Source organism: Nonomuraea sp. CA-141351, assembly GCF_050944675.1.
Lineage (GTDB): Bacteria > Actinomycetota > Actinomycetes > Streptosporangiales > Streptosporangiaceae > Nonomuraea.
The window spans coordinates 5,125,009-5,146,766 of record NZ_CP191982.1 but is presented as its reverse complement, the minus strand read 5'-3'; the positions used below and the strand labels follow the sequence as shown (position 1 = coordinate 5,146,766).

General features: G+C 69.7%; 20 protein-coding genes. 6 read left to right on the top strand and 14 right to left on the bottom strand.

The features are described from left to right. Positions 1 to 17 precede the first annotated feature (17 nt). A complete protein-coding gene (locus tag ACQPWU_RS24325) occupies positions 18 to 197 on the bottom strand; it encodes a hypothetical protein (RefSeq protein ID WP_360689690.1) in 180 nt (59 codons plus the stop codon). 107 nt (positions 198 to 304) lie between these two features. Between ACQPWU_RS24325 and ACQPWU_RS24320 the strand changes: the two genes are divergently transcribed. Beyond that, positions 305 to 784 (top strand): MarR family winged helix-turn-helix transcriptional regulator, encoded by a 480-nt coding sequence (locus ACQPWU_RS24320; RefSeq protein ID WP_433443887.1) that lies wholly within the window; start codon positions 305 to 307, stop codon positions 782 to 784. Here the strand turns inward: ACQPWU_RS24320 and ACQPWU_RS24315 are convergent. Both ACQPWU_RS24315 and ACQPWU_RS24310 read right to left on the bottom strand, forming a co-directional pair. Continuing rightward, positions 781 to 1,296 carry an XdhC family protein gene (locus ACQPWU_RS24315; RefSeq protein ID WP_433443885.1) on the bottom strand — a complete coding sequence of 172 codons (516 nt, stop codon included), beginning with the start codon at positions 1,294 to 1,296 and terminating at the stop codon, positions 781 to 783. The genes ACQPWU_RS24320 and ACQPWU_RS24315 overlap by 4 nt on opposite strands. Before the next feature lie 32 nt (positions 1,297 to 1,328). Continuing rightward, positions 1,329 to 2,147 carry a class I SAM-dependent methyltransferase gene (locus tag ACQPWU_RS24310; RefSeq protein ID WP_433443883.1) on the bottom strand — a complete coding sequence of 273 codons (819 nt, stop codon included), beginning with the start codon at positions 2,145 to 2,147 and terminating at the stop codon, positions 1,329 to 1,331. 50 nt (positions 2,148 to 2,197) lie between these two features. Between ACQPWU_RS24310 and ACQPWU_RS24305 the strand changes: the two genes are divergently transcribed. After that, positions 2,198 to 2,791 (top strand): TetR/AcrR family transcriptional regulator, encoded by a 594-nt coding sequence (locus ACQPWU_RS24305; RefSeq protein WP_433443881.1) that lies wholly within the window; start codon positions 2,198 to 2,200, stop codon positions 2,789 to 2,791. 80 nt (positions 2,792 to 2,871) lie between these two features. On the opposite strand, the gene ACQPWU_RS24300 is transcribed toward ACQPWU_RS24305, so the two are convergent. The 9 genes from ACQPWU_RS24300 to ACQPWU_RS24260 form a co-directional block, all read right to left on the bottom strand. Further along, complete coding sequence (locus ACQPWU_RS24300) at positions 2,872 to 3,768, bottom strand: transposase (protein WP_433429273.1); 897 nt, start codon at positions 3,766 to 3,768, stop codon at positions 2,872 to 2,874. Between the two features lie 63 nt (positions 3,769 to 3,831). Next, positions 3,832 to 4,554, bottom strand: a complete 723-nt coding sequence (locus tag ACQPWU_RS24295) for a dienelactone hydrolase family protein (protein ID WP_433443879.1) — start codon at positions 4,552 to 4,554, stop codon at positions 3,832 to 3,834. Between the two features lie 134 nt (positions 4,555 to 4,688). Then, entirely contained in the window at positions 4,689 to 4,889 is a 201-nt protein-coding gene (locus ACQPWU_RS24290; RefSeq protein ID WP_433443877.1) for a hypothetical protein, read from the bottom strand. Positions 4,890 to 4,947: 58 nt separating this feature from the next. Continuing rightward, positions 4,948 to 6,645, bottom strand: a complete 1,698-nt coding sequence (locus ACQPWU_RS24285) for a CBM35 domain-containing protein (protein WP_433443875.1) — start codon at positions 6,643 to 6,645, stop codon at positions 4,948 to 4,950. A 4-nt stretch (positions 6,646 to 6,649) separates the two neighbouring features. Beyond that, positions 6,650 to 8,536 (bottom strand): glycoside hydrolase family 127 protein, encoded by a 1,887-nt coding sequence (locus ACQPWU_RS24280; protein WP_433443873.1) that lies wholly within the window; start codon positions 8,534 to 8,536, stop codon positions 6,650 to 6,652. 27 nt (positions 8,537 to 8,563) lie between these two features. Next, entirely contained in the window at positions 8,564 to 9,370 is an 807-nt protein-coding gene (locus ACQPWU_RS24275; protein ID WP_360689710.1) for a carbohydrate ABC transporter permease, read from the bottom strand. After that, positions 9,367 to 10,308 (bottom strand): carbohydrate ABC transporter permease, encoded by a 942-nt coding sequence (locus ACQPWU_RS24270; protein WP_433443870.1) that lies wholly within the window; start codon positions 10,306 to 10,308, stop codon positions 9,367 to 9,369. The genes ACQPWU_RS24275 and ACQPWU_RS24270 overlap by 4 nt, the downstream gene beginning before the upstream one ends. A 4-nt stretch (positions 10,309 to 10,312) precedes the next feature. Continuing rightward, positions 10,313 to 11,593: a sugar ABC transporter substrate-binding protein gene (locus tag ACQPWU_RS24265; protein WP_433443868.1), complete on the bottom strand. Its 1,281-nt coding sequence runs from the start codon at positions 11,591 to 11,593 to the stop codon at positions 10,313 to 10,315. Between the two features lie 69 nt (positions 11,594 to 11,662). Beyond that, a complete protein-coding gene (locus ACQPWU_RS24260; protein WP_360689716.1) occupies positions 11,663 to 12,700 on the bottom strand; it encodes a LacI family DNA-binding transcriptional regulator in 1,038 nt (345 codons plus the stop codon). 364 nt (positions 12,701 to 13,064) lie between these two features. Between ACQPWU_RS24260 and ACQPWU_RS24255 the strand changes: the two genes are divergently transcribed. Both ACQPWU_RS24255 and ACQPWU_RS24250 read left to right on the top strand, forming a co-directional pair. Continuing rightward, positions 13,065 to 16,688, top strand: a complete 3,624-nt coding sequence (locus tag ACQPWU_RS24255; protein WP_433443866.1) for a LamG-like jellyroll fold domain-containing protein — start codon at positions 13,065 to 13,067, stop codon at positions 16,686 to 16,688. Positions 16,689 to 16,865: 177 nt separating this feature from the next. Continuing rightward, positions 16,866 to 17,348 carry a hypothetical protein gene (locus ACQPWU_RS24250; protein ID WP_433443864.1) on the top strand — a complete coding sequence of 161 codons (483 nt, stop codon included), beginning with the start codon at positions 16,866 to 16,868 and terminating at the stop codon, positions 17,346 to 17,348. Between the two features lie 32 nt (positions 17,349 to 17,380). Here the strand turns inward: ACQPWU_RS24250 and ACQPWU_RS24245 are convergent, their stop codons facing one another. Continuing rightward, a complete protein-coding gene (locus tag ACQPWU_RS24245) occupies positions 17,381 to 18,352 on the bottom strand; it encodes a phosphotransferase enzyme family protein (protein WP_433443861.1) in 972 nt (323 codons plus the stop codon). Between the two features lie 128 nt (positions 18,353 to 18,480). On the opposite strand from ACQPWU_RS24245, the gene ACQPWU_RS24240 reads away from it, so the two are divergent. Then, positions 18,481 to 19,266: an SAM-dependent methyltransferase gene (locus ACQPWU_RS24240; protein WP_433443858.1), complete on the top strand. Its 786-nt coding sequence runs from the start codon at positions 18,481 to 18,483 to the stop codon at positions 19,264 to 19,266. 21 nt (positions 19,267 to 19,287) lie between these two features. On the opposite strand, the gene ACQPWU_RS24235 is transcribed toward ACQPWU_RS24240, so the two are convergent. Further along, a complete protein-coding gene (locus ACQPWU_RS24235; protein WP_433443856.1) occupies positions 19,288 to 20,595 on the bottom strand; it encodes a serine/threonine protein kinase in 1,308 nt (435 codons plus the stop codon). 186 nt (positions 20,596 to 20,781) lie between these two features. On the opposite strand from ACQPWU_RS24235, the gene ACQPWU_RS24230 reads away from it, so the two are divergent. Beyond that, positions 20,782 to 21,756: a pirin family protein gene (locus tag ACQPWU_RS24230; protein WP_433443853.1), complete on the top strand. Its 975-nt coding sequence runs from the start codon at positions 20,782 to 20,784 to the stop codon at positions 21,754 to 21,756. Positions 21,757 to 21,758 lie beyond the last annotated feature (2 nt).

Below are 21,758 nucleotides of genomic sequence, written 5' to 3'. Positions count from 1 at the left end.
TCCGTACGCGCCCGCCGTCAGGAGTAGAAGTGCATGGCGATGGCCAGCCCGACGACGTGCGTGAGCACCACCACGACGATCAGAGAGATGAACACGAACTTGGCCGGGCCGTGCTCGAAGTGCTTGCCCTCCTTCAAAGGAGGCAGCTTGGCCTGACGCTCGGCGATGCGCTCCTCCAGCGGCTTGCGGTGAAACACGAGAACATCCTCCAAGGCCCGGCCCATATAATTTGCGCGACAGCTATTTGTGGACTATTAGTTTGTACACAAAGCAAGGTACCAGAGGGCAGCGGAGGTGGGTACAGATGGAGCCTGTGACAGAGACAACAGATCTCCTGGCACTGGACCGGCAGGTGTGCTTCGCCCTCAGCATCGCCTCGCGCAGCGTGATCGGCCTCTACCGGCCGCTGCTGCAGCCCATGGGACTGACCCACCCGCAATACCTGGCCATGCTCGCGCTCTGGCAGCACGAGCCCCTGTCGGTCAAGGAGCTGGGCGAGCTGCTGCGGCTCGACCCAGGCACCCTGTCACCCCTGCTCAAGCGGCTCCAGGCCCTTGGCTACATCCATCGCGAACGCAACAGCAAGGATGAACGCGCCCTGGCCGTGACTCTCACTCCCGCCGGCCGGCAGCTGAGAGCGGAGGCGGAGAAGATCCCGCCCGCCATCGTGGCCCGCCTCGGCATGGACCTCGACGAGCTGCAAGACCTGCATCAGGTGCTGATGCGGGTGATCGCGGCGACACGTGACCCCGGCGACCCCGAGCCACAGGGCGGTACGCGCTAGAAAGCGAAACCGCCGGGGCGGCCGTTGCGGTCGGCGATCAGCCCGGCCAGGGTGGCGACGGCGATCTCGGGAGGAGTACGCGAGCCGATGTTGAGCCCGATGGGCCGGTGCACGCGGGCGATCTCCTCCGGCGGCACACCGAGGTCGGTCAGCGCCCGCACGTGCGGTGCGGTGTGGCGGGCGCTGCCCATGATGCCGAGCCACCGGACAGGGAACTTGAGCAGGTCGCGCAGGATCGGGCCGATCTCCTCCCGGTGATGGTCGGTGAGCACCACATCGGCCGTGGCGTCGAGATAGTCGCCGAGCTCCGTCACCGCGGTGGATCCGTCGTTGAGCCGCCCGGGATCCGGCTCAAGCAGAATCGGGCGGAAGCCGAGCTCGGCGCCGAACCTCAGCATGCAGTCAGCCACCGGGGAGGCGAAGACGGCGACCAGCGTCCGCCCGGCAAGCTCGCCAGGAGCCTCGCGATGGGCCACCGCACACGCCGGGTCCTCATCATGGGTGTGGCTCATATCAGCAGTCTGACATGACCGCACCCGCGAGGTCAGGTGCGCACCGCGGTAACGGCCAGTGTGGTGATGGGCATGGTGAAGCCGCCTCCGATCCCGTCGATGGCGGCCCCCACGCCCTCCAGCACCTCGTCCAGCTGACCGGGCGAGAGCCGGGTGAGGCCACCGGTCGTGGGCAGGAACTCCAGATACGCCTCGCGGGTGTAGGACTGTTCCCAGTCGTATCGCCGCTGCTCCGGGTCACCGAAACCGCCCGCCTCGCGGATCCCGTCGGCGAACTTGGCGAATCCCGCCTGGTAGAGGTCCACGGCCCGCCCCGGCGGCTGAATCAAGGACCGCGCTTCGGGCGCCACCCGCCGGTAGACCTCGGCGAAGGCCTCCGCCACGGCGCGCGGGGGCTCGAAGACGTGCGAGAACACCGCCAGCAGGCCGCCGGGCCGCAGCACCTGTGCCGCCTTGGCCGCGCCGACGGCCGGGTCCACCCAGTGCCAGGCGGTCCCGGCGACGATGGCGTCGAATGTCCGGCCGGCCGGATCCCATGCCTCGAACGTCGCCACCTCCATCTGCACTCCGGTGCGCCGCGCGAAGTCGGCCATCCGCGCGTCGGGCTCGACGCCCAGCACCGTACAGCCGGCCGCCTGGAACTGCCGGGCCGCGATCCCGGTGCCGCAGCCGACGTCGAGGACGTCGGGCCCGGGGCCGGCGGAGACGATCTGCTCTATCAGGTCGTCGGGGTAGCGGGGCCGGGCCCGGTCATAGCGTTCGGCGTCCACGCCGAACGACTCCGCCATCTGCCGAGCCTGATGGGGTCCCTGCTCAGGAAAAGGCTTTTCCGCCTCGGGTATAGTGGGCATGCGCCCACCATAGTGGGCACTTGCCCACTCAGCAAGCCAGGAGGACGCCGGTGCCGACAGGGATAGCCATCCGGGACGTGCGCGATCAGCTCTTCGACGCCGCCGAGCGCATCCTGCTCCGGGACGGGCCGGACGCGCTGACCAGCCGGGCGGTCACCACCGAGGCAGGCTGCGCCAAGGGTGTCCTGCACCGGCACTTCGACGACTTCGACGCCTTCCTCGCCGAGCTCGTCCTGGACCGCATCCACCGGATGGACGCTCAGGCCGCAGCGCTGCGCGAATCCGCCGGGACCGGCACGGTCGCCGGCAACCTCACCGGCGCGCTGACCGCACTGTTCGGGTCGGTCGCCGTGGCGATCGTCGCCCTGGTCATCTTCCGGGACGAGCTGCGCGACCGGCTGCGCGAGACCTGGCCGGCCGGCGTCCCGGTCCTTACGGAGGCCGCGATCATGGTCGCCTCCTACCTCACCGCAGAGCGCGAACTGGGCCGCGTCGCGGCGGACGCCGACATCGACGCGCTCGCTCCCACGCTGATCGGGGCCGGACACCTGCTGTTCGCGGACAGGAAGGGCACCCCGCCAGATGAGGGAGCCGTCCACAAAATGGTGACCACGGTGATCGGGGGTGTCGTGCGAGAGGCGTGACGGTCAGCGGACGTCGCCGTTCGGGGTTCGTGACACGAGAGACGACTGCCGCGGCGCTAGATCGCTGATGTGAATTTGGGTTAGTGGTCGTAGGCGGTCAGGGACCGTTTCACGGGTGCGTCGGTGTTCCAGTTGTGCCAGATTGCGGCGTTGAGGGCGAGGATGCGCTGGCTGATACGGGCCCAGAGGCCGTCGGGGTGGCGGGCGTTGTGGCGTTCGAGGCCGAGCTGGTTCTTCAGTGTCCAGATGATCGCCTCGATGCGCTGGCGCAGCCAGCCGGGAAAGGGCAGGGCGCGTGCAGGCTCGTCTTCGCGGGTCGGCCGGATCAGGAGATGACCCAGATCGGCGGCGGCCTTCTCGATGCCGGCTCCGGCGAATCCCTTGTCGCACACGATCGGGCATGGCCCGTCGGCTATCTGGTGGACGTGCAGCAGGTGCAGGGCCTGCTTGCGTTCATCGAGCTCTTTGGGGTGGGCCAGGCTGAAGCCGGTCACCGCGCCATCAGCGGTAGTGATCAGCATCAGCTTGGCGCCCCAGTAGAAGGCGTGGTGGGACTTGTCCATGCCGTATCCGGCGATCTCACCCAGGTGTGATCTGTTGACCGTCACTCGCGAGGCGCCGCAGCGGATCGGGGTGCCGTCCATCAGCCGCAAAGGCTCGTGCCAGGTCGGGACCTGGCGGGCCAGCCACAACGCCGCCGCCGACATGGCCGGCCCCAGATCACGCAGTTGCCGGTTGTACTGCGACTGGGACGGCAGCCTGGGGAACAGGTGCCCGATCCGGCTGGCCGCCATCCGCATCCAGCGGCGTTCGTCATCACACCGCAGCAGCACCTGCGCCACTGCCACGACCACCGCCTCGGCCGGGGTCAGCACCGGCGGCCGGCCCCGTCCGCGAGGCCGTCCCCGCGAAGGCATCACGTGATCGTCCAGATGCACATAGAGTGCGGTCAGAAGGGCGTCTAAGTCAGTCTTCACACACCGACAATGGACGCCCTTCGTCACGCCCGCGGCCGATCACCAAAATTTCACATCAGCGATCTAGGCGTGGTTCGCGACGTGCTCGTCGAAGAAGTCGAACGTGCGCTGCCAGGCGTCGTCCGCCGCGGGGCGGACAAGGCCATGACGCAGCGGGAACAGCGCGAGTTTCGCGATGGGGTGATGGCCGTCGGTCATGAAGGAATGCCCGGCGGCCGGATAGATCTCGACGTCGTGCTCGATGCCGAGCGCCCGCATGTGCTCCCGCAGCCGCGTGCCATGCGGCCCGAAGCCCTGGTCGCGGCCGCCGTAGGAGCCCACGACCGGGCACACCGACCGCAGCTCTTCCTGGTCACGGGGAACCGCGCCGTAGTTCACCGAGGCGGCCCGCACACCGGGCGGCGCGCTCGCCGCGTACCCGAGAGCGAAGCCGCCGCCCATGCAGAATCCGATCACCCCGAGCCGGCCGCCGTCGACGTCTTCGCGGCCGGCCAGCCATTGCCGGGTCGCGTCGATGCCGGCAGCCGGCCGGCCCGGCCTACCGGTCACCAACTGATGCATCGCCCGCGCCAGGCAACCGATCTTGGTGCCGTGGCTGTACAGATCCGGCAAGACCGCCGCGTATCCATGTTCGGCGAACAGGTCCACCACATCCAGCATGTCCGGTTCGACGCCGTAGATTTCGTGTACCACCACCATCCCCGGCCATCCGGCCGCGGGCGCGGTCCCCTCAGGCAGTGCCAACGTCGCCGCCAGCGAACTGCCGTTGGGCAGCGAAATGTGCACGTGTTGTCTCATCAGGGCTCCTTAGCCGACTTCCCGAACGAAACGCAACGTAGCGAAGTTCGAGCGCCCCGGCGCAGGAAATTTTCACCGGCTATGCCACCGGTTCCCCTGGTCAGCCCCGAGCCTCCGCCACATCACTGATGACGGTTCTTGACGCTGCTGAGACAGGTTCTTACGGTAAACCGTTTTATCAACCGGGACTTCGTCAGAGCCGCACGCACGCCGGGCACCACCACGTTGCGCGCCACCGCCTCCGGCCTCACCGCCGCCACCGCGAGCGTCACCTCGAGTTCGTTCGCCGTGAGCAGCGGCCTGACCACCCAGATGCCCGCCACGTACCGACCACGGTGTCCGGCGATCCGGCGGAGACCCGCCGGATCGCCGGGGATCAGGTCAGGTGAGCTGGATGTAGTCGAGCTCGGCGTATCCGGTGCCGCCCGCGAAGTACGGCGAGCCCTTGGCCAGGCGGATCACGTTGTAGCCCGCTCGGAGCGTGACGGCGGTGCCGATGGTGGCGCCGAACTGTCCCCAGCCCGAGGTGGGCGGGTAACTGACGGTGCTCCAGGCGCCGCCGTTGTAGGCCAGCCCCTGGGTCGCGGTGGCGCCGGTGCCGTTGGCGTAGCCGATGGTCATCGTGTACGAGCGCGCGGTGGGCACGTTCACCACGAAGTCGACGTAGCTGTCGGTACGCGGCGTGCCCGAGTTGTCGATCCGGCCCACGTAGCCGCCGCCCGACGCGCTGGAGGCGGTCAGCCGCTCGGCGCGGAACACGGAGGCGTTCTCGGCCTCGTACCGCTGCTGGTAGGAGGGCACCCCGCTGGCCGGCTCGACGACGAGCTGGTAGGCGCTGGTGGCCGCCATGTTGGGAACGGACACGCTGAGCTGCCCGCCGCTGACCGTCTGGGTCGTCGTGGAGATCGTGGTGGGCGCGGTGACCGCGGTGAAGCGGCCGCTGGACGGGGTGGACGACAGCGTGACGCGGACGCTGGAGCCGAGCGCGCCGAGGCCGGTGAGGTTGACGGTGTTGGTTCCGGCCTCGTTGCCGAACACCACGTTGACGATCTTGCGAGTGCCGTCGTAGGAGGCGAACCCGTCCAGGCCGCTCTGCGTGGTCGACGTCGTCGTGATCATGTTTCCGGCCATGTCGCCGTACCACTTGTAGAGCCACCAGGTGCCGGTGGGCTGGTTGTTGTTGACAACCAGGCCGTTCATGGTGCCGTACTCGTACCAGAAGGCCCGGTGCGCGGACTCCACTCCGCCCCGCTCCAGTTTGGCGACGTAACTGGCGATCCGGCCGGGCACGTCGATCTCGCTGGTTGCGGCGTACTCGTTGATGGAGATGCGGCGCGGGCTGATGCCGAGCGAGGCTTCCAGGTTGCGGTAGTCGGCGATGTCGGAGGCGATCCTGGTGGGGTTCTGCAGCTCGTGCCAGCAGATGATGTCGGGCAGGGTGCCGGTGTTCTTGGCGTTGGTGAGGAACGACTGCATCCAGGAACGGTTGTAGGTGGCGCTGCTGGGGCCGACGATCGGCGTGAGCGTGTCGAGCGCGCGCACCGCCCGGTACGTGCGCACCCAGCCGTCGTTGAAGTTGCCCGCGGCGGAGGTGTTCCAGGTGTAGTCGGGCTCGTTCCAGAGCTCCCAGCCGATGACGTTCGTGACCGTGGTGGCCGACAGCCGGGCGTTGACCATGGTGTTGACCTTGGCCAGCCAGTCGTCCCAGCTCACCCACTTGTACGGGAAGTCGGGGTAGATGTCGGGCATGCGGATGAACTCGCCAGCGCCGACCCGGGTGGCCTGCGGGGCCACCAGCAGGGAGTCGCCGCCGGGCGGCTGGCCGTTGGGGCGCTGGCCGACGCCGGGCGCGGGCTGGGTCAGGGAGTTCACCTTGATCGGGAGCAGGGTGGAGTCGGCCGGCCGGGAGTTCTCGGCCAGGCCGTACAGGCCGCCGGAGGCGACGTGGGTGACCGGCCTGAACGACTGGGCGACGTTGACGGTCAGCGTCGCGCCCGCCGCGGCGGCCGGGGGTGCGGTGGTCACCAGGGCCGTGGCCGTGGTGACCAGGGCTAAGGCGAGCACTCGGATTCGGGACATCGTGTCACTCCCTTTCGATGGGCAACCAGATGCGCATGCTCGACGGGCCGCGGTGGGCCCACGAGTGGTACGGCCGCAGCGGCACGTCGATCCACTCGACGCCCGCCGCGGGAGCAGCCGCGGCACCGGAATAGGCCCACGGCCGGTCGGGAGGTGCGGCCAGGCGGCCGCGGACCCGGGCGCCGCCGGGCTCGGCCCGCGGGCCCGGCAGGGGGTCGATCGCCAGGGCGTCGAGCCTGCCGGGGTGCGGGAGATCGTGGGACTCGACGCACAGGACCTCCGGGCCGCGCTCGACGGCGACGCAGCCGCGTACGGCATCGATGCGGGGGTCCGGCCAGGTGAAGCGGGGCTCCATCGGCAGTTCGAGCGTGATGACCTCGCCCGCTCGGAAGGCCCGCCGCACCGTGGCCATGCCGGGCTCGACCGGCCGCGCATGTCCGTCGTCGACGAGCGTGGCCCCGGCGGCCCAGGCGGGGACCCGCAGGGCGAGCGTCCAGAGCGCGTCGTTCAGGATCCGGACGCGGATGGTCCCGCTCTCCGGGTAGGCGGTCTCGATCTCCACCGCCATCTCCCGCCCGTCCGGCAGCTCGGCGCGGATGGTCGAGGGGGCGTACTGGTGGATCTGGAGGCCGTCGTCGTCGGTGGTGGCGAGGTAGCCCTGGAGGCCGGCCAGCGTCCTGGCGACATTGGTGGGGCAGCAGGAGACGTCGAACCAGGCGGCCCTGGCGCCGGCCTCGGCACGCGGGCTGACCTCGTCCGCGTCCGCCGGCCGGCCCGGGGCCCGCTGGTGGAGCGGGTTGGCGTAGAAGAACGCCCGGCCGTCGGGGCTCGGCGAGGTCGCGATGACGTTGTAGAGCGTGCGCTCGATCAGGTCGGTGTAGCGCACGTCGCCGGTGGCGAGGTGGAGACGCCAGGAGACCATGATCGAGGCGACGCCGGCGCACGTCTCGCAGTAGGCCCGGTCCGGCGGCAGCTCCCAGTCCTCGCCGAAGCCCTCGTCCTGGTGTCGTGAGCCCATGCCGCCGGTGATGTAGGTGCGGCGCGCGACCGAGCGCTCCCATTGCCGTTCGACGGCGCGCAGCAGCTCGTCGTCGCCGCGCTCGACGGCGACGTCCACGGCCGCGGCGGTGAGGTAGAGCGCGCGGACGGCGTGGCCGCGCCACACATCGGCCTGCCGGATCGGGATGTCGTCCTGGAAGTAGGCGCGTCCCAGGGGGATGTCCCTGAGCGTGCCGTGCCCGCGGCGGTCGAGGAAGAGGCGTGCCTGCTCGACGTAGCGCTCCTCCCCCAGGGCCCGGCCGAGCTCGGCCAGGCCGACCTCGATCTCCGGGTGCCCGCAGATCCCGGGCCTGCCGTCCGGGCCGAAGGTGCGGCACACGTGGTCCGCGGCCCGCCGCGCGACCCGTACGAGGTCGTCCTCGCCGTGCGTGCGCAGCCGGGCCACCGCGGCCTGCAGGAGGTGGCCGGTGTTGTAGAGCTCGTGGCCCATCTCGAGGTCGCTGTAGCGCGGCTGTTGCCCGCCGTGCCCGAAGCAGGTGTTGAGGTACCCGTCGGGGTCCTGGGCGCGGGCGACGCGCGCGGTGAGCCGCTTGATCGCCGCCTCCGCCTCCGGGTCGCCGGTACGGCCCCATTCCCAGGACAGGGCCTCCAGCAGCTTGTAGACCTCCGAGTCGGAGAACGACCAGCCGGGCCGGTCGGGCGAGGTCGTCCCGTCGGCGACACGATCGAAGTTGGCCAGCCAGCCGAGGCGCTCCATCCACGACTCGCAATGGGCGAGCGTGGCCGTGGCGTTCACGGCCTGGCGCCGGCCCCAGAACCCGCCGGTGATCGAGACCTGCGCGAGCCCGAGGGGGCGTACCCGGCCATGGGACGGCAGCACGGGGCTGGTCATGTGGTGAACCTTTCGACGAATGGGTGGTCAGTCCTTCACGGCGCCCGCGGTGACCCCGGCGGCGATGTAGCGCTGCGCGAGGACCAGGAGGAAGGCCGCGGGGATGGACGCGATCACGGCGGTCGCCATGATCGAGTTCCACTCCGTGGTGTTGTTGCCGATGTAGCGGAAGATGCCGAGCGTGATCGGGATCACGTCGCTGTTGCGGTTGAGCGTCGAGGCGAAGATGAAGTCCGACCACGCCCACAGGAACGCGAAGAGCGAGACCGTGATCACCGAGTTGCGGCTCAGCGGCAGGATGATCGACCGGAACGTGCGCCAGGTGCTCGCCCCGTCGATCTGCGCCGCGGCCATGAGCTCGCCGGGGATGCTCGCCATGAACGCCCGGAAGAGCAGCACCCCGAACGGCACGGCCAGCGTCGAGTCGGCGACGATCAGTCCGGCGACGGTGTTGAGCATGCCGAGCCTGATGTAGATCGCGTAGAAGCCCATGGCCATGACGACAGCGGGGATCATCTGCGCCACGAGCAGCAGGAAGTCGATCCCGCGCCCGCCGAGCGGCCGCAGCTTGGCCAGCGAGTATCCCGCGGGCAGCGCCACGAGCAGCGTGAGCGCGACGGTGCCGAGGCCGATGAACAGGCTCGTGGCCAGGGCCGGCAGCTGCTGGGCGAGCGCCGCGGCGTACCCCTCGAACGTGGGGTTCCACGGGAACCAGTGGGGCGGGTCCGCGCGCATGTCGCCCGTCTTGGTGAGCGAGACGTTGAACATCCAGTAGACCGGGAAGAGCATCAGCCCGACGAGGACGACGCCCACCACTGTCTTCCAGGTCTTCATGCGTGTTCCTCCTTTCGCTGCAGGCGCACGTGCAGGAGCCCCGCGGCCAGGGCGATGAGGATGAGCAGGTTGCCGACTGCCGCCGCCGGTGAGAAGTCCGGCTGGCCGGTGCCGAACGCCTCGCGGTACGACCAGATGGCCAGCGTCGTCGAGGCGTCCGCGGGCCCGCCCTTCGTCATGATCCAGATGATGTCGACGACCTTGAGCGTGTAGATCAGGCCGAGCAGCAGCGTGATCGCCGACACCGGGCGCAGCAGCGGGAAGGTGATGCGCCGGAACCGCTGCCACCCGTTCGCCCCGTCCAGGCCGGCGGCCTCGTACAGGTCGGCCGGGATGTTCTGCAGCCCGGCGTACAGGATGACCAGGTTGAACGGGATGCCGAGCCAGATGTTGGCGATGGTGACGGCCAGCAGCGAGGTGCCGGGAGAGGTGAGCCAGTTGATCTGGCCGATCCCGAACGCCTGCAGGGCCGCGTTGACGATGCCGTTGTCGCTGTTGAGCATCCACGACCAGGTCGAGGCCGAGACGATCAGCGGCAGGAGCCACGGCACCAGGAACATCGCGCGCAGCACCACGGACAGGCGGAAGTTGCGGTGGAAGAAGACCGCGAGCGCCAGGCCGAGCGCGTACTGCGCGGCGATGGAGACCAGGGTGAACACGGCCGTGTTGCGCAGGGCCCGGACGAACGTGTCGTCGGACAGGATGTCCAGGTAGTTGTCCAGCCCCGTGAACTCGGGATCGCCCCGCACGAACGCGCGCGGCGTGTAGTTGTGCACGCTCAGGTCGATGTTGCGGTAGAGAGGGTAGGCGTAGAAGACGAGCAGATAGATCACGAGCGGTGCGAGGAAGGCGAGGGCCGTCCACTGCCGGGACCGCCGCCGGGGAGCCTCGTGGACCGCCCGGCGCGCCATGACCGCTTCGGTGCGAAGAGATGTCATCGGATCAGTTGCCGGTGGCCTGCTTCGCCTGGGCCTGTGCCTCCTTGAGCGCGTCGGCGGGGGCGGCCGCGCCGCTCAGCGCCTTCTGCACTCCGGTCCACAGCGCCTCGGAGATCTTCGGGTACTTGGTGCCGAGGTTGTCGCTGGTCCGCCCCTTGGCCGACCGGACGGCGTCGACCCACGGCTTCAGGTCGGGCTCCTTGGCGAGGATCGCCTCCTGGCCCTCGGCGGTGGAGGGGATGTAGTACGCGAACGTCGTACCGGTCTCCACCAGGCCCTCGGGCGTCGTCATGCACTCGAGGATCTTCTTGGTGGCGGCGTAGCGCTTGGTGTCCTTCTGCACCGGGACCGTGATGAACTCGCCGCCCGTGGGCGTGGGGGCGGTGCCTCCGTCCTTGCCGGGGATCTGGACGATCCCGGTGGGGAAGCCCGCCTTCTTGGCGCTGTTGATCTGCCAGGTGCCGTTCTCGGCGAACGCGAACTGCCCGGTCAGGAACTCCTCCCAGGTGGTGTTCTGGGAGTTGCTGATGATCGAGTTGGGGGCGGTGCCGTCCTTGACCCACTTGGTCCACAGATCGAGCGCCGCGACGGCCTGGGGCGAGTCGAGCTGGGTGAGCTGCGCGCCGGAGCCCCAGAACCACGGCAGGAACTGGAACGAGCCCTCCTCCGTGCCGATGGCCGCGAACGTGATCGGCTTCTTGCCCGCGGCCTTGACCTTCTTCAGCGCCGCGTCGAGCGAGGCCCAGTCCTTGATCGACTTCGGGTCGACGCCGGCCGCGTCGAGGATCTTCTTGTTGTAGTAGAGCGCGAGGGTGTTCGCGCCGATGGGGATGCCGTACGTCTTGCCGTCCAGCTCGCCGGCGGCGATGAGGTTCTTGTCGAACCTGGCCGTGTCCAGGCCGAAGTCGGTCATCGTGGTGAGCATCCCGGCGTCCGCGAGTGTCGAGACGGCGGGGTTGTCGAGGAGGATGACGTCGGGCGCGTTGCCCTCCTGGCCGGCGAGCAGGGCCTGATTCGTCAGCGCGGTCGTGTCGTAGGCCGTGCGCTTGATGGTGACGCCGGCCTGCTGCCCGCAGGAATCCACCCGCTTCGCCCAGGCAGAGGACGCGTCGTGCTGCGGGTACGGGTCCCACCACGTGTACGCCCCGCCGTCTGCGCCGCCATCTTTGGAGGCGGTGGCGGTGGTGCCGCCCTGGGGAGCGGACGCGCAGGCGGCCAGAGCGGACAGCGCCAGGACGGCGGTTCCGAAGACCGTCGCCCTCGTGGACATCGACGGACGGTTCATCGTTCACTCCAATGTTAGCGCTCACACCTGAGCGCGGGCCGGAAGGTGTCGGGGGGGTCGGGCCCGGTGCTAGCGGGCGTTCGGAAGAGCTGCTCCCGGGGGTGCGGTGCTTCCCCGGGAGACCAGTTCGGGAGAGATGAAGCGCACCACGAACGGCTCGTCGCGCGCCGCCGGCGATTCCACGCGGCGCACGAGCTGGCGTACCGCCATGGACCCGAGGCGGTCGGGCGCGCTCTCGATGAACGAATAGGGCAGGGAGAAGGTCGCGGCGAACTCCGCGGAGTAGCGTCCGATGACCGAAAGGTCCTCGGGCACCCGCAGCCCTCGCTCGTAGGCGACGGAGGGCAGCGCCGCGGTGGCCGCCTCGTTGTTGATCAGCAGGCCGGTCGCCGAGGGATAGGCGTCGAGCAGATCGTTGAGCAGGCGCCCCACGGCCGGCTGCCGGGACTCGCCGTACACCGCGTGCAGGGTGACGCCGAGCTGCCGGGCCCGTTCGAGTGCGGCGTCGCGCAGGCGCCACACGTACGCGCCGCCCCGCTCGACCACGTGCTCGGGCTGCGAGATCAGGATGAGCTCGCGGTGGCCGAGGCGGTGGAGGTGGTCCACCATCACCCGGCCGGCCTCCTCGAAGTCGAGGTCGAACACGTCGAGCCCCGAGCAGTCACCCGGCAGGCCGACCAGGGCGCCCGGCTGCGGGGCCGCCCGCAGGATGGGCAGCCTCGCGTCGTCCTCCGCGATGTTCATGAGGACGACGCCGTCCACCATGCGGGAGTCGGTGATGCGCCGCAGCGCCCTGGCGCCGTCGGCCTCGGTGACCAGCAGCGTGTCGTAGCCCAGGTCGCGGGCGGTGTCGGTGACGCCCAGGATGTACTGCATCATCGCGGGCGCGAACTCGTCTTCGTGGAACTGGGCGAGCAGACCGAGGACCTTGGTCTGGGCTGTGGCCAGCGCGCGAGCGCCTGCGTTCGGCGTGTACGCGAGCGCCTCGGCGGCCGCCAGCACGCGGCGGCGGACCTCCTCCGAGATGGGCCGCTTGCCCGACAACGCGTACGACGCAGTGCTGCGGCTCACCCCGGCCTCCCGGGCCACGTCTCCGATCGTCGCCACTCTCACCTCCTGTAGTTGAACCGGTTCGACAGCTGCGTTGCCAACGCCCTCATGTCGTTGAACGGATGCCGCCTTTTCCTGGGAGTGAGCAGGATTGATCCGACGCGGAGCCGGACAGTCTCAACCTGCGGTCGCCGGAATCAGCGAACCGGTTCAACGATGTGGCTCGACTTTTGCTCCGGCAGGCAGCAGGCGTCAAGAGCGAGGGCGGCCTGCGATACAGAATCGTGACATGCCGGAAACACAAAAGACCGCCCCATTGACGCGCGGGGCGCGGCTACGTAACCTACGCGAAACCCTCAGTTGCATTGCCGACCGTCCTCCCTGAGATTTGTTAACGCTCACACCTCCCAGGGACATCGTGATGACATTCACCAAGGCCATGCGAGCCGGGCTGCTCCCGGCCGCCCTCACCATGGCGTTAACCACGGGCCTCGCGAATGCGGCGACCGCGGATCCGCCCGCCCCCGCGCTCGTCTACGCGTTCGACACCGACGACCTCTCCACCGGCACGATCAGCGACTCCTCCGGCAACGGCCTGGACGGGACGCTGGTCAACGGCTCCACCGCGTCGCTGGTCGACGGCGCGGGAGGCGGCCACGCGCTGAACCTGCCGGGCGGCGCGCCGACCTCCGACGGCGCCTACGTGCGGCTGCCGCTGGCCGCGATCAAGGACAAGACCGACCTGACGGTGTCGGCCCGGGTGAAGTGGGACGGCACCGCCTCCGCCTGGCAGTGGATCTACGCGCTGGGCAAGGACACCAACCGCTACCTGTTCAGCACGCCGTACAACGGCGACGGCCGTCTGCGCACGGCGGTCACCACCTCGTCCGGCGGCGGCGAGGCCCAGGTCACGGGCTATGCCCCGCTGCCGGCCAACGTCTGGAAGACGCTGACGGTCACCCTCGACACCGCCGCGAAGCGCGTCACCACCTACCTCGACGGGGCCGCCGTCGCCTCCGCCTCCACCACCGTGACCGCCGCGCAGCTGATCGACGCGGCCACGACGTCCGCCGGTTTCATCGGGCGCTCGTTCTATCAGGATCCGCTCTTCGACGGCGCGATCGACGATTTCCGCATCTACGGCGCCGCCCTGTCGGCGGAGCAGGTGGCCGCTGTAGCCGGAGGCACGAGCCCCACGCCGACGGGCCTGGCCCAGGACGCCTTCGCCGTGCGGACGACCATCGGCACCGCGCCGTCCCTGCCGGCCGCGGTCCGCGCCACCTTCACCGACGGCTACGACCGCGACCTGCCCATCGCCTGGTCGCCCGTGGACCCCAAGGACTACGCCGCCGCCGGCACCTTCACCGTGAACGGCACGGCCGCCGGCCGCCCCGTCACCGCCACCGTCACGGTGATCCGCGAGGGACAGCTCGTCATCGACCTCGCCAAGGACACCGGCCCCTTCCACGGCGGCGCGTCCGGCACGCTCTACGGCCTGTACGGGCCAGGAGTCCCGACGAACAACCTGATCGAGGGCATGCGCCTGCGAACGGTGTCGACCAAGGCCCAGGACGGCCCGCAGCATCCGGGCGCCGACGCGTTGGAAGTGGTCAAGCCGCTGGCCGACAGCACCGACGGCGACGTGTACATCTACATGACCGACATCCACCGCGGCTTCCCGTACCAGTGGCCGGGGAGCACCCCGGAGGAGAAGCTCGACCTGTTCAAGCAGAAGATCGCCAAGCAGGTGGACCAGGTTCTCCAGCTTGAACCGAAATATCGCGACAACATCGTCTTCGTGCCGTTCAACGAGCCCGAGGGCAACATGTTCGGCACCGGAGAGTGGAGCTACAACCGGATCAGCTGGCTCAGCGACCCGCGCGACTACTTCAAGGCGTGGGACGACGTCTATGCGCTCATCAAGGGCAAGCTGCCGGACGCGCGGATCGCCGGGCCCAACACCAGCGTGCTGTACGCCCAGGTGAAGGGCTACCTCCAGCACGTCGTCCAGGCGGGCACCGTCCCCGACGTGATGACCTGGCACGAGCTCAGCCACCCGGAGCAGGTCAGGGAGAGCGTCAAGCGCTACCGCCAGATGGAGGCCGAGGTCTTCGCGGGCACGAAGTACGCCGGGAAGCAGCTGCCCGTCAACGTCAACGAGTACGCCTTCAACTACCACACCTCGGTGCCCGGCCAGATGATCCAGTGGGTGTCGGCCATCGAGGAGTCGAAGGTCGACGCCGACATCGCGTACTGGAACATCGACGGCAACCTGTCCGACTCGGCCGTGCAGGCCAACCGGGGCAACGGCCAGTGGTGGCTGTTCAACGCCTACGGCAGCATGAGCGGGCACACCGTGCAGGTCACGCCGCCGTACCCGGGGCAGAACTACACCCTGCAGGGCGTCGCGACGCTCGACCCCGGCAAGAAGCAGGCACGCGCGATCTTCGGCGGCGCCGACAGCGCCGGGCACATCCGCTTCGAGAACGTCCCGGCGGGCGTGTTCGGCCGCGAGGTGCACGCCTGGGTGCGGGAGATCCCGTGGACTGGCCAGATCGGCGACTCCGCGCAGCCGGAGATCGTCGCCGAGCGCGACGTCGCGGTCAAGGACGGCACCGTGGTCCTCGACTTCGGCAGCGGCGACCTGCCGAGGCTGAAGGAGTCGTCGGCGTACGAGATCGTCCTCACCCCCGCCGGCGCGGGCACCCTGACGGCGCCCGCGCCCAAGCTGTGGGAGCGGTCGTACGAGGCGGAGGACGCTAAGTACACCGGCGGCGGCTACAGCCGCAACGGCCCCGAGGGCTCACCGGCGGACGTGTCGAAGTTCTACACCTCCGGCCGCTACGACGTGGGCGGGCTGCGTACCGGCTCGGACGGCGTGCTCGACTTCACCGTCGAGGTCCCGCAGGCCGGCCGGTACGACCTGGGCGTGTTCGCCAACTCGCTCAACACCTTCGACCGGGTGCGCGAGCAGGGGCCGACGAACGTCTTCGTCCGCGTCGACGGTGGCGCGGAGCAGGAGCTGTACCTGCCGCTGGGCTACAAGTGGGTGGTGTGGGACCACGCGGACACCACCGTGGAGCTCCCGGCGGGCAAGCACGTCATCTCCCTGGCCGCACGCAGCCTCGACGGCACGAAGGCCACCAAGGGCGACGCGATCGTCGACCGGATCCGGCTCTCGCTCCCGAACCCGGGGGCGGCCACCTCGATCTACGAGGCCGAGCTGGCCGACCTGCACGGGACCCGCCCGTCGTACGAGGACCGGCACGAGCGCGGCATCTCGGGCTCGGGGGTCGTCCCGGTCGGTCGCGGCCAGTCGGCCACCTTCTGGGTCTACTCCGCCCAGGACGCCGCGGCCTCTCTCGGCCTGAAGCTGCTCGGCTCCGGCAAGGCGTCGGTGACCGTCAACGGCGTGCCGGTGACGGACGCCAGGCGTGGCTCCTCGGCCGCGACGGTGTCACTGTCCGGCGGCATCAACAAGGTCACGGTCACCGGCAGGTCCGGGACGCCGCTCGTCGACCGCCTCGAGGTGCGGCAGGCCGCCGGCGCGCTCCCTGCCACCGTCTACGAGGCGGAGTCCGCCCGCCTTGCCGGCACGGCGAAGGCGTCGCAGCTCTCCCTGGCCGGCGGCAAGGCCGCGGTCACCGGGATCGGCGGCGCGCCGGGCAACGCCAACACGCTCACCTTCACGGTGCGGGCGGCGGCCTCCGGCACGTACGCCATGCGCGTCCGCTACTCCAACCCGGAGCAGTCGGCCGCCACGCACTACAACCCGGACCCGCTCGCCAGGCACGCCGACATCTCGGTGAACGGCGCCGCCGCGCAGCGCGTCATGTTCCCCCACACGTTCCACGAGAACAACTTCTGGGAGCTGACGGTCCCGGTGAGGCTGAAGAAGGGCGAGAACACGGTGGAGTTCTCCGCCGCGGAACTGCCCGACTTCGACGGCACCACCTACGCGTCGGAGACCTTCCCTGGAGTGCTCCTCCGCTCGCAGTACGCCCCCGTGATCGACAAGATCACGGTCGCTCCGTACAGCGACTGATCCATGTGAAACCGCCCGTGCCCCGGACCCCCGGGGCACGGGCGCCCGGCTCACCGTCCCCCTGCGGGTATTCCTGGACTACCGTCACCCGGGACCCCTCCCCGGACCGGTCGGATAGTCCTGTGGCACCGGCACTCACCCGACGCCGGCTCCTCTATCGATCGGAGGGACGCGACCATGCGCCGGCTCCCCGCGATTACTCTTCCCGTGCTCGCCCTGTGCGCCCTGGCGGGTTGCGGCTCACCAGAGGCCGGCCCGCGAGCGGCCTCGCCCAGCAGCACGACCTCCCCGTCGAGCGCTCCTGCCACGAGCACACCGCCGCCGCCCACACCCACACCGACTGCGAGCCCGTCCCGCACGCCCACCTCCAGGGTCAAGGACTGCTTCGACGGGGACTGCCTGTTGAAGCTGTCCAGACCGGTCACGATCCGGCTCGACGCCAAGAAGTTCTATTACCCGAAGTTCGAGGTCGTGGCCGTCAAGGCGAACACGATCACGTACTGGGTGGAGTATCCGCACGGGGGCGGCGCGCAGCAGGTGCTTGGCAAGGGCGCGAGTTCCAGCTTCGGGTTCCGCTCGCGTACTCCGGTGGAGGTGAGCCTGGTGTCGATCGAGAAGGGAAAGGCGCTGCTCTCCATCTCACCGGGCAAGCGCAAGTGAAGCGAGGGGTCCCGGACAGATCGCGGCGTACGTCAAGCGCCGAGCAGGCGCGACCGTATCTCGGTGGTGCGCCTGCTCAGCGAGGCGTGGAGGTCATGCAGCCACTTCGGATGCCCGCCGGCGGCTTCCATGTCGAGCACCGAGCGCAGCATGATGAGGTCGCTCGCGGCGCGGGCCAGGTCGAACAGCGGCAGCAGCGCCAGGTCCTCCTCATGCAGCGGACGAATCGACCTGTAGCCGCCGACGAAGGAGTCGAACAGCGGCGTGCCCGCTCTTCCCTCCAACTCGTCGACGGCCTTGGCGACATCGGCCGCGAACCACGAGCGGCCGGACTCGTCGAAGTCGAAGGCGGTGACCATTCCGCCCTTCCAAGCCAGGTTGTCCAGCTCGAAGTCGTTGTGCGTCAGCCCGAACCGTGAGGCGTCCGTGGCCAGCGCGTCGAGCCGGTCGGCCACCGCCAGGATCGCGGCGACCAACTCCGAGTCGCCGGCGAACACCGCCGTCGCGCGGCGCAAATCAGGCACGGCCGAGGGCGGATCCGCGATCTCGCCCGAACGCAGATGCAGCCCGGCCAGGGCCGCCCCCCACACCGTGGCCTGCGCCGCGGTCAGTGTCGAAACCTCGATCCGCCCTCCGGGCGCGCCTTCCACCAGCATCACGTGATACACCCCCAGTTCGGTGGCGACGCTCTCGACCACCCGGCCGCCCTGCGACGGCACCGGCACGGCGACGCCCGCGCCCGCACGGCCCAGCCCGGCCACGAGCCCCGCCCTGCGCTCCACAGCCGGGAGGTCTCGATGCCAGCCTGGAACGGCACGCAGGAATCGGGCACCGTGCGGGAACGCGGTGTCTCTGACCACGAACACATGGGTGGCGCTCGAACGAAGAAAGTGAGAACGGCTCGGCCCGATTCCCCACGGGGCAGCGAGGGCGTCGGCGACGGGGCTGTGCCACGCCTCGTCAAGGGTCTTGCTCATGGCGTGGATCTCGCTCAGCGGCAGCATCACGGCCATTCTGCACCGCGCTGGCCGCAACAGGCACAACATTTTCCGCCGCTCCAGCAGCTCGCCGGCCACTTCACGGCTCCCACGGCGAGCGGGGGATTCGGGGAAGATCGATATACGCTTTCGAAATGGACGCCGACCCCAGGATCGACCATACGAAGCCGCATTCCGCCCGGGTCTGGAACTACCTGCTCGGCGGAGAAGACAACTACGCCGTGGACCGCGAAGCCGGGGACAACCTGCTGCGCATGTTCCCCGATTTCGCGCAGGTGGCAAGGCTGCAGCGGGAGTTCCTCAAGCGAGCGGTGACCTACCTCGTCACCGAGGCGGGCATCAGGCAGTTCCTCGATATCGGCGCGGGCTTGCCCACCGCCGACAACACCCACGAGGTGGCTCAGCGCATCGCCCCCGAGTCCCGCGTCGTCTACGTCGACAACGACCCGCTGGTGCTCGTGCACGCCCGCGCCCTGCTCGCCGGCAGCCCGGAGGGCATGACCGACTACGTCGACGCCGACGTGCGCGACCCCGGCACCATCATCGCGGGAGCGGCCAAGACGCTGGACTTCGCGGAGCCGATCGGCCTGATGATGCTCAGCATCGCCGGCCAGGTGCCCGATCCCGGCCTCGCCGCCGACCTCGTCCGCCGGTATGTCGCGGCGTTGCCGCCCGGCAGCCACCTGGCCCTGTCCGACGGCGTCAACGTCAACCCCCGTCTGGTGGAGGCGGTGAGCGTCTACAACGAGCGGGCCGCCTTCCCCTACACGCTGCGCAGCCCCGAGCAGCTGGCCGGCTACTTCGAAGGCCTCGAGCTCGTGGAGCCGGGCGTGGTCTCCACGCCGCTCTGGCGGCCTCCGCCAGGGTCACAGCAGCAGCCGTTGATCAACGCGGTCTGCGGCGTAGGGCGCAAACGGTAATCGTCGGACCTGAAGGCGCTGTCAACACGTCTGAGGCCAGCAGGTGAAGGGGTTCGAGAGAGTGGGCTGCGTCCACGTCGGACCGAATTGGGGGGTGGTGGTCTTGGTCTCGGCAGTCGGTTCCGGGGTGGGCCCGGCGCTCGGTTCGGGTGTCGAGCCCACCCTGTCCTCGTTACCCACTGACGTGCTCGCGGGGTTCTTGGTGCGAGTCCGCTTGGCTGCGGGGATCGACGTCTTGCGGCGGGGCGTCTGCTTGGGTGCCGAGGGGATCGTCCGCTGTTCGGCGATTTCGGTCTGTGACGGCAGCGTGCTCTGGGACCGCAGCGTGGGCTGGGCCGTGGTGGACGGCACCGGCGGCTGAGACGTCGAGCCCATCTCGGGGGGTGATCCCACTGGGTGGCCACCCGTGTTGATCAGCAGGCCGCCCGCGACGAGCAGCGCCGCGGCAGCAGCGCCGCCTGCGAGCGAAAGGATCACCGTACGGCGCCGCCCGCGCGCCGGCGGCGAGGGCAGCGCGGCCAGTGAGGCCATCGATGTCAGCCGGACGACCAGGTCGTCGGCGCTCGGCCGCTTGGCCGGATCCTTGGACAGGCTGGCGGTGACGAGTCCGAGCAACGTTCCGCTCAGCCCGGAGATGTCCGGCTCCTGGTTGAGGACACGGTTGATCACCGCCGCGGTGGAGTCCGCGCCGAACGCGGACCGGCCCGAGGCGGCGTACACCATGGTCCCGCCCCACGCGAAGACGTCGGCCGCCTCCGTCACCGGCACCCCGGCGAGTTGCTCCGGCGCGAGGTAGGAGGGCGTTCCCATCACCGATCCGCGCGAGGTGGTGCCCGGCGCGTCCAGAGCGCGGGCGACGCCGAAGTCGATCACGACGGGGCCCTCCGGCCCCATCAGGATGTTGCCGGGCTTGAAGTCCCCGTGCCGGATCCCGGCGCGGTGGATGGCTGCCAGCGCCGTGGCGGTGCTGATCGCCAGCCGGTCGAGCGCGGCGCCGCGCCGCGGCCCCTCGTTGGTGACGAGGTCGTGCAGCGAGGGCCCGGGCACGTACTCGCTGACGATGTAAGGCCGTTGGCCCGCGATGTCGGCGTGGAGCACGGGTGCGGTGGAGAACCTGGCCACGCGCTGGGCGATCTGCACCTCGCGCAGAAACCTCTTCCTCGCGTCAGGGTCGGTCAGCAGGCCGCGATGGAGGAGCTTGACCGCGACCTGCTCGCCGGTCGCCGCCAGCCCGAGGTAGACGATGCCCTGGCCGCCCTCTCCGACGCGAGCGATGATGTCGTACGAGCCCAACCGCCGCGGATCGTCCTCCACCAACGGCTGATTCACCCTAGACCCCCAATGCGGCAACAGACCGGTCCAGAACGCTATCAGCGTGACAGTTGGGATGTCTTGCACTCGCGATCAAGAAGAGAGGCAAGATCGATCGACCGCACCGCAACGGTCCGGGAATGCCCGACGGGGGCCACGCGTTGAGGCGGGCATCAGTTGAATATTCAACGAACAGGAGGGGTCATGCCCGCCATCACCGCCGACACCCTTACGCTGCCGCGCGTCGCCGTACCCGACCCTGCCTCCGTCGCACGGCGGCCCGTGAGGTCGGTGACGACCGCGCCCAGTGGGTTCGAGGGCGAGGGATTCCCGGTACGGCGCGCGTTCGCAGGCGTGCCGCAGTCCGCGCTGGACCCGTTCATCCACATGGATCAGATGGGCGAGGTCGAGTACGCGCCCGGCGAGCCCAAGGGCACGCCCTGGCACCCGCACCGCGGCTTCGAGACCGTCACCTACATCATCGACGGCATCTTCGAGCACCAGGACTCCAACGGCGGCGGTGGCACGATCACGAACGGCGACACCCAGTGGATGACCGCGGGATCGGGCCTGCTGCACATCGAGAAGCCTCCGGAGCACCTGGTGGTCTCGGGCGGCCTGTTCCACGGCGTCCAGCTGTGGGTCAACCTGCCCCGCGCCCACAAGTTCCACCTGCCCCGCTACCAGGACATCCGCGGTCGCCAGGCTGAGCTGCTCGCCTCGGCCGACGGCGGCGCGCTGCTGCGGGTGATCGCCGGTGAGCTGGACGGGCACGCCGGTCCGGGCGTCACGTTCACCCCGATCACGATGGTGCACGCGACGGTGAGCCCCGGCGCGCGGCTGGAGGTGCCGTGGAACCCCGGCTTCAACGCCCTCGCCTACGTGCTGGCAGGACAGGGCTTCGCCGGGGACGAGCGCAAGCCGGTACGCAAGGGACAGCTGGTCGTCTTCGGCCAGGGCGGGGCGCTCACCGTCGCCGCCGACCAGGCTCAGCCGCAGGCCGAGCCGAACCTGGAGGTGCTGCTGCTCGGCGGGCAGCCGATCCGCGAGCCGGTCGTGCACTACGGCCCCTTCGTGATGAACACCCGCGCCGAGATCCTCAAGGCGATGGAGGACTACCAGGCCGGCCGCCTGGGCGTCATCCCCGCCGAACGCCTTCCGCACACCGGAGAGGAGTGAAC

Coding starts and splice junctions, on each gene's coding strand:
- ACQPWU_RS24320 (WP_433443887.1), top strand. CDS start 305: ATGGAGCCTGTGACAGAGACAACAGATCTCCTGGCACTGGACCGGCAG.
- ACQPWU_RS24315 (WP_433443885.1), bottom strand. CDS start 1,296: ATGAGCCACACCCATGATGAGGACCCGGCGTGTGCGGTGGCCCATCGC.
- ACQPWU_RS24310 (WP_433443883.1), bottom strand. CDS start 2,147: ATGCCCACTATACCCGAGGCGGAAAAGCCTTTTCCTGAGCAGGGACCC.
- ACQPWU_RS24285 (WP_433443875.1), bottom strand. CDS start 6,645: ATGTCCCGAATCCGAGTGCTCGCCTTAGCCCTGGTCACCACGGCCACG.
- ACQPWU_RS24280 (WP_433443873.1), bottom strand. CDS start 8,536: ATGACCAGCCCCGTGCTGCCGTCCCATGGCCGGGTACGCCCCCTCGGG.
- ACQPWU_RS24275 (WP_360689710.1), bottom strand. CDS start 9,370: ATGAAGACCTGGAAGACAGTGGTGGGCGTCGTCCTCGTCGGGCTGATG.
- ACQPWU_RS24270 (WP_433443870.1), bottom strand. CDS start 10,308: ATGACATCTCTTCGCACCGAAGCGGTCATGGCGCGCCGGGCGGTCCAC.
- ACQPWU_RS24265 (WP_433443868.1), bottom strand. CDS start 11,593: ATGAACCGTCCGTCGATGTCCACGAGGGCGACGGTCTTCGGAACCGCC.
- ACQPWU_RS24255 (WP_433443866.1), top strand. CDS start 13,065: ATGACATTCACCAAGGCCATGCGAGCCGGGCTGCTCCCGGCCGCCCTC.
- ACQPWU_RS24250 (WP_433443864.1), top strand. CDS start 16,866: ATGCGCCGGCTCCCCGCGATTACTCTTCCCGTGCTCGCCCTGTGCGCC.
- ACQPWU_RS24245 (WP_433443861.1), bottom strand. CDS start 18,352: ATGCTGCCGCTGAGCGAGATCCACGCCATGAGCAAGACCCTTGACGAG.
- ACQPWU_RS24240 (WP_433443858.1), top strand. CDS start 18,481: ATGGACGCCGACCCCAGGATCGACCATACGAAGCCGCATTCCGCCCGG.
- ACQPWU_RS24230 (WP_433443853.1), top strand. CDS start 20,782: ATGCCCGCCATCACCGCCGACACCCTTACGCTGCCGCGCGTCGCCGTA.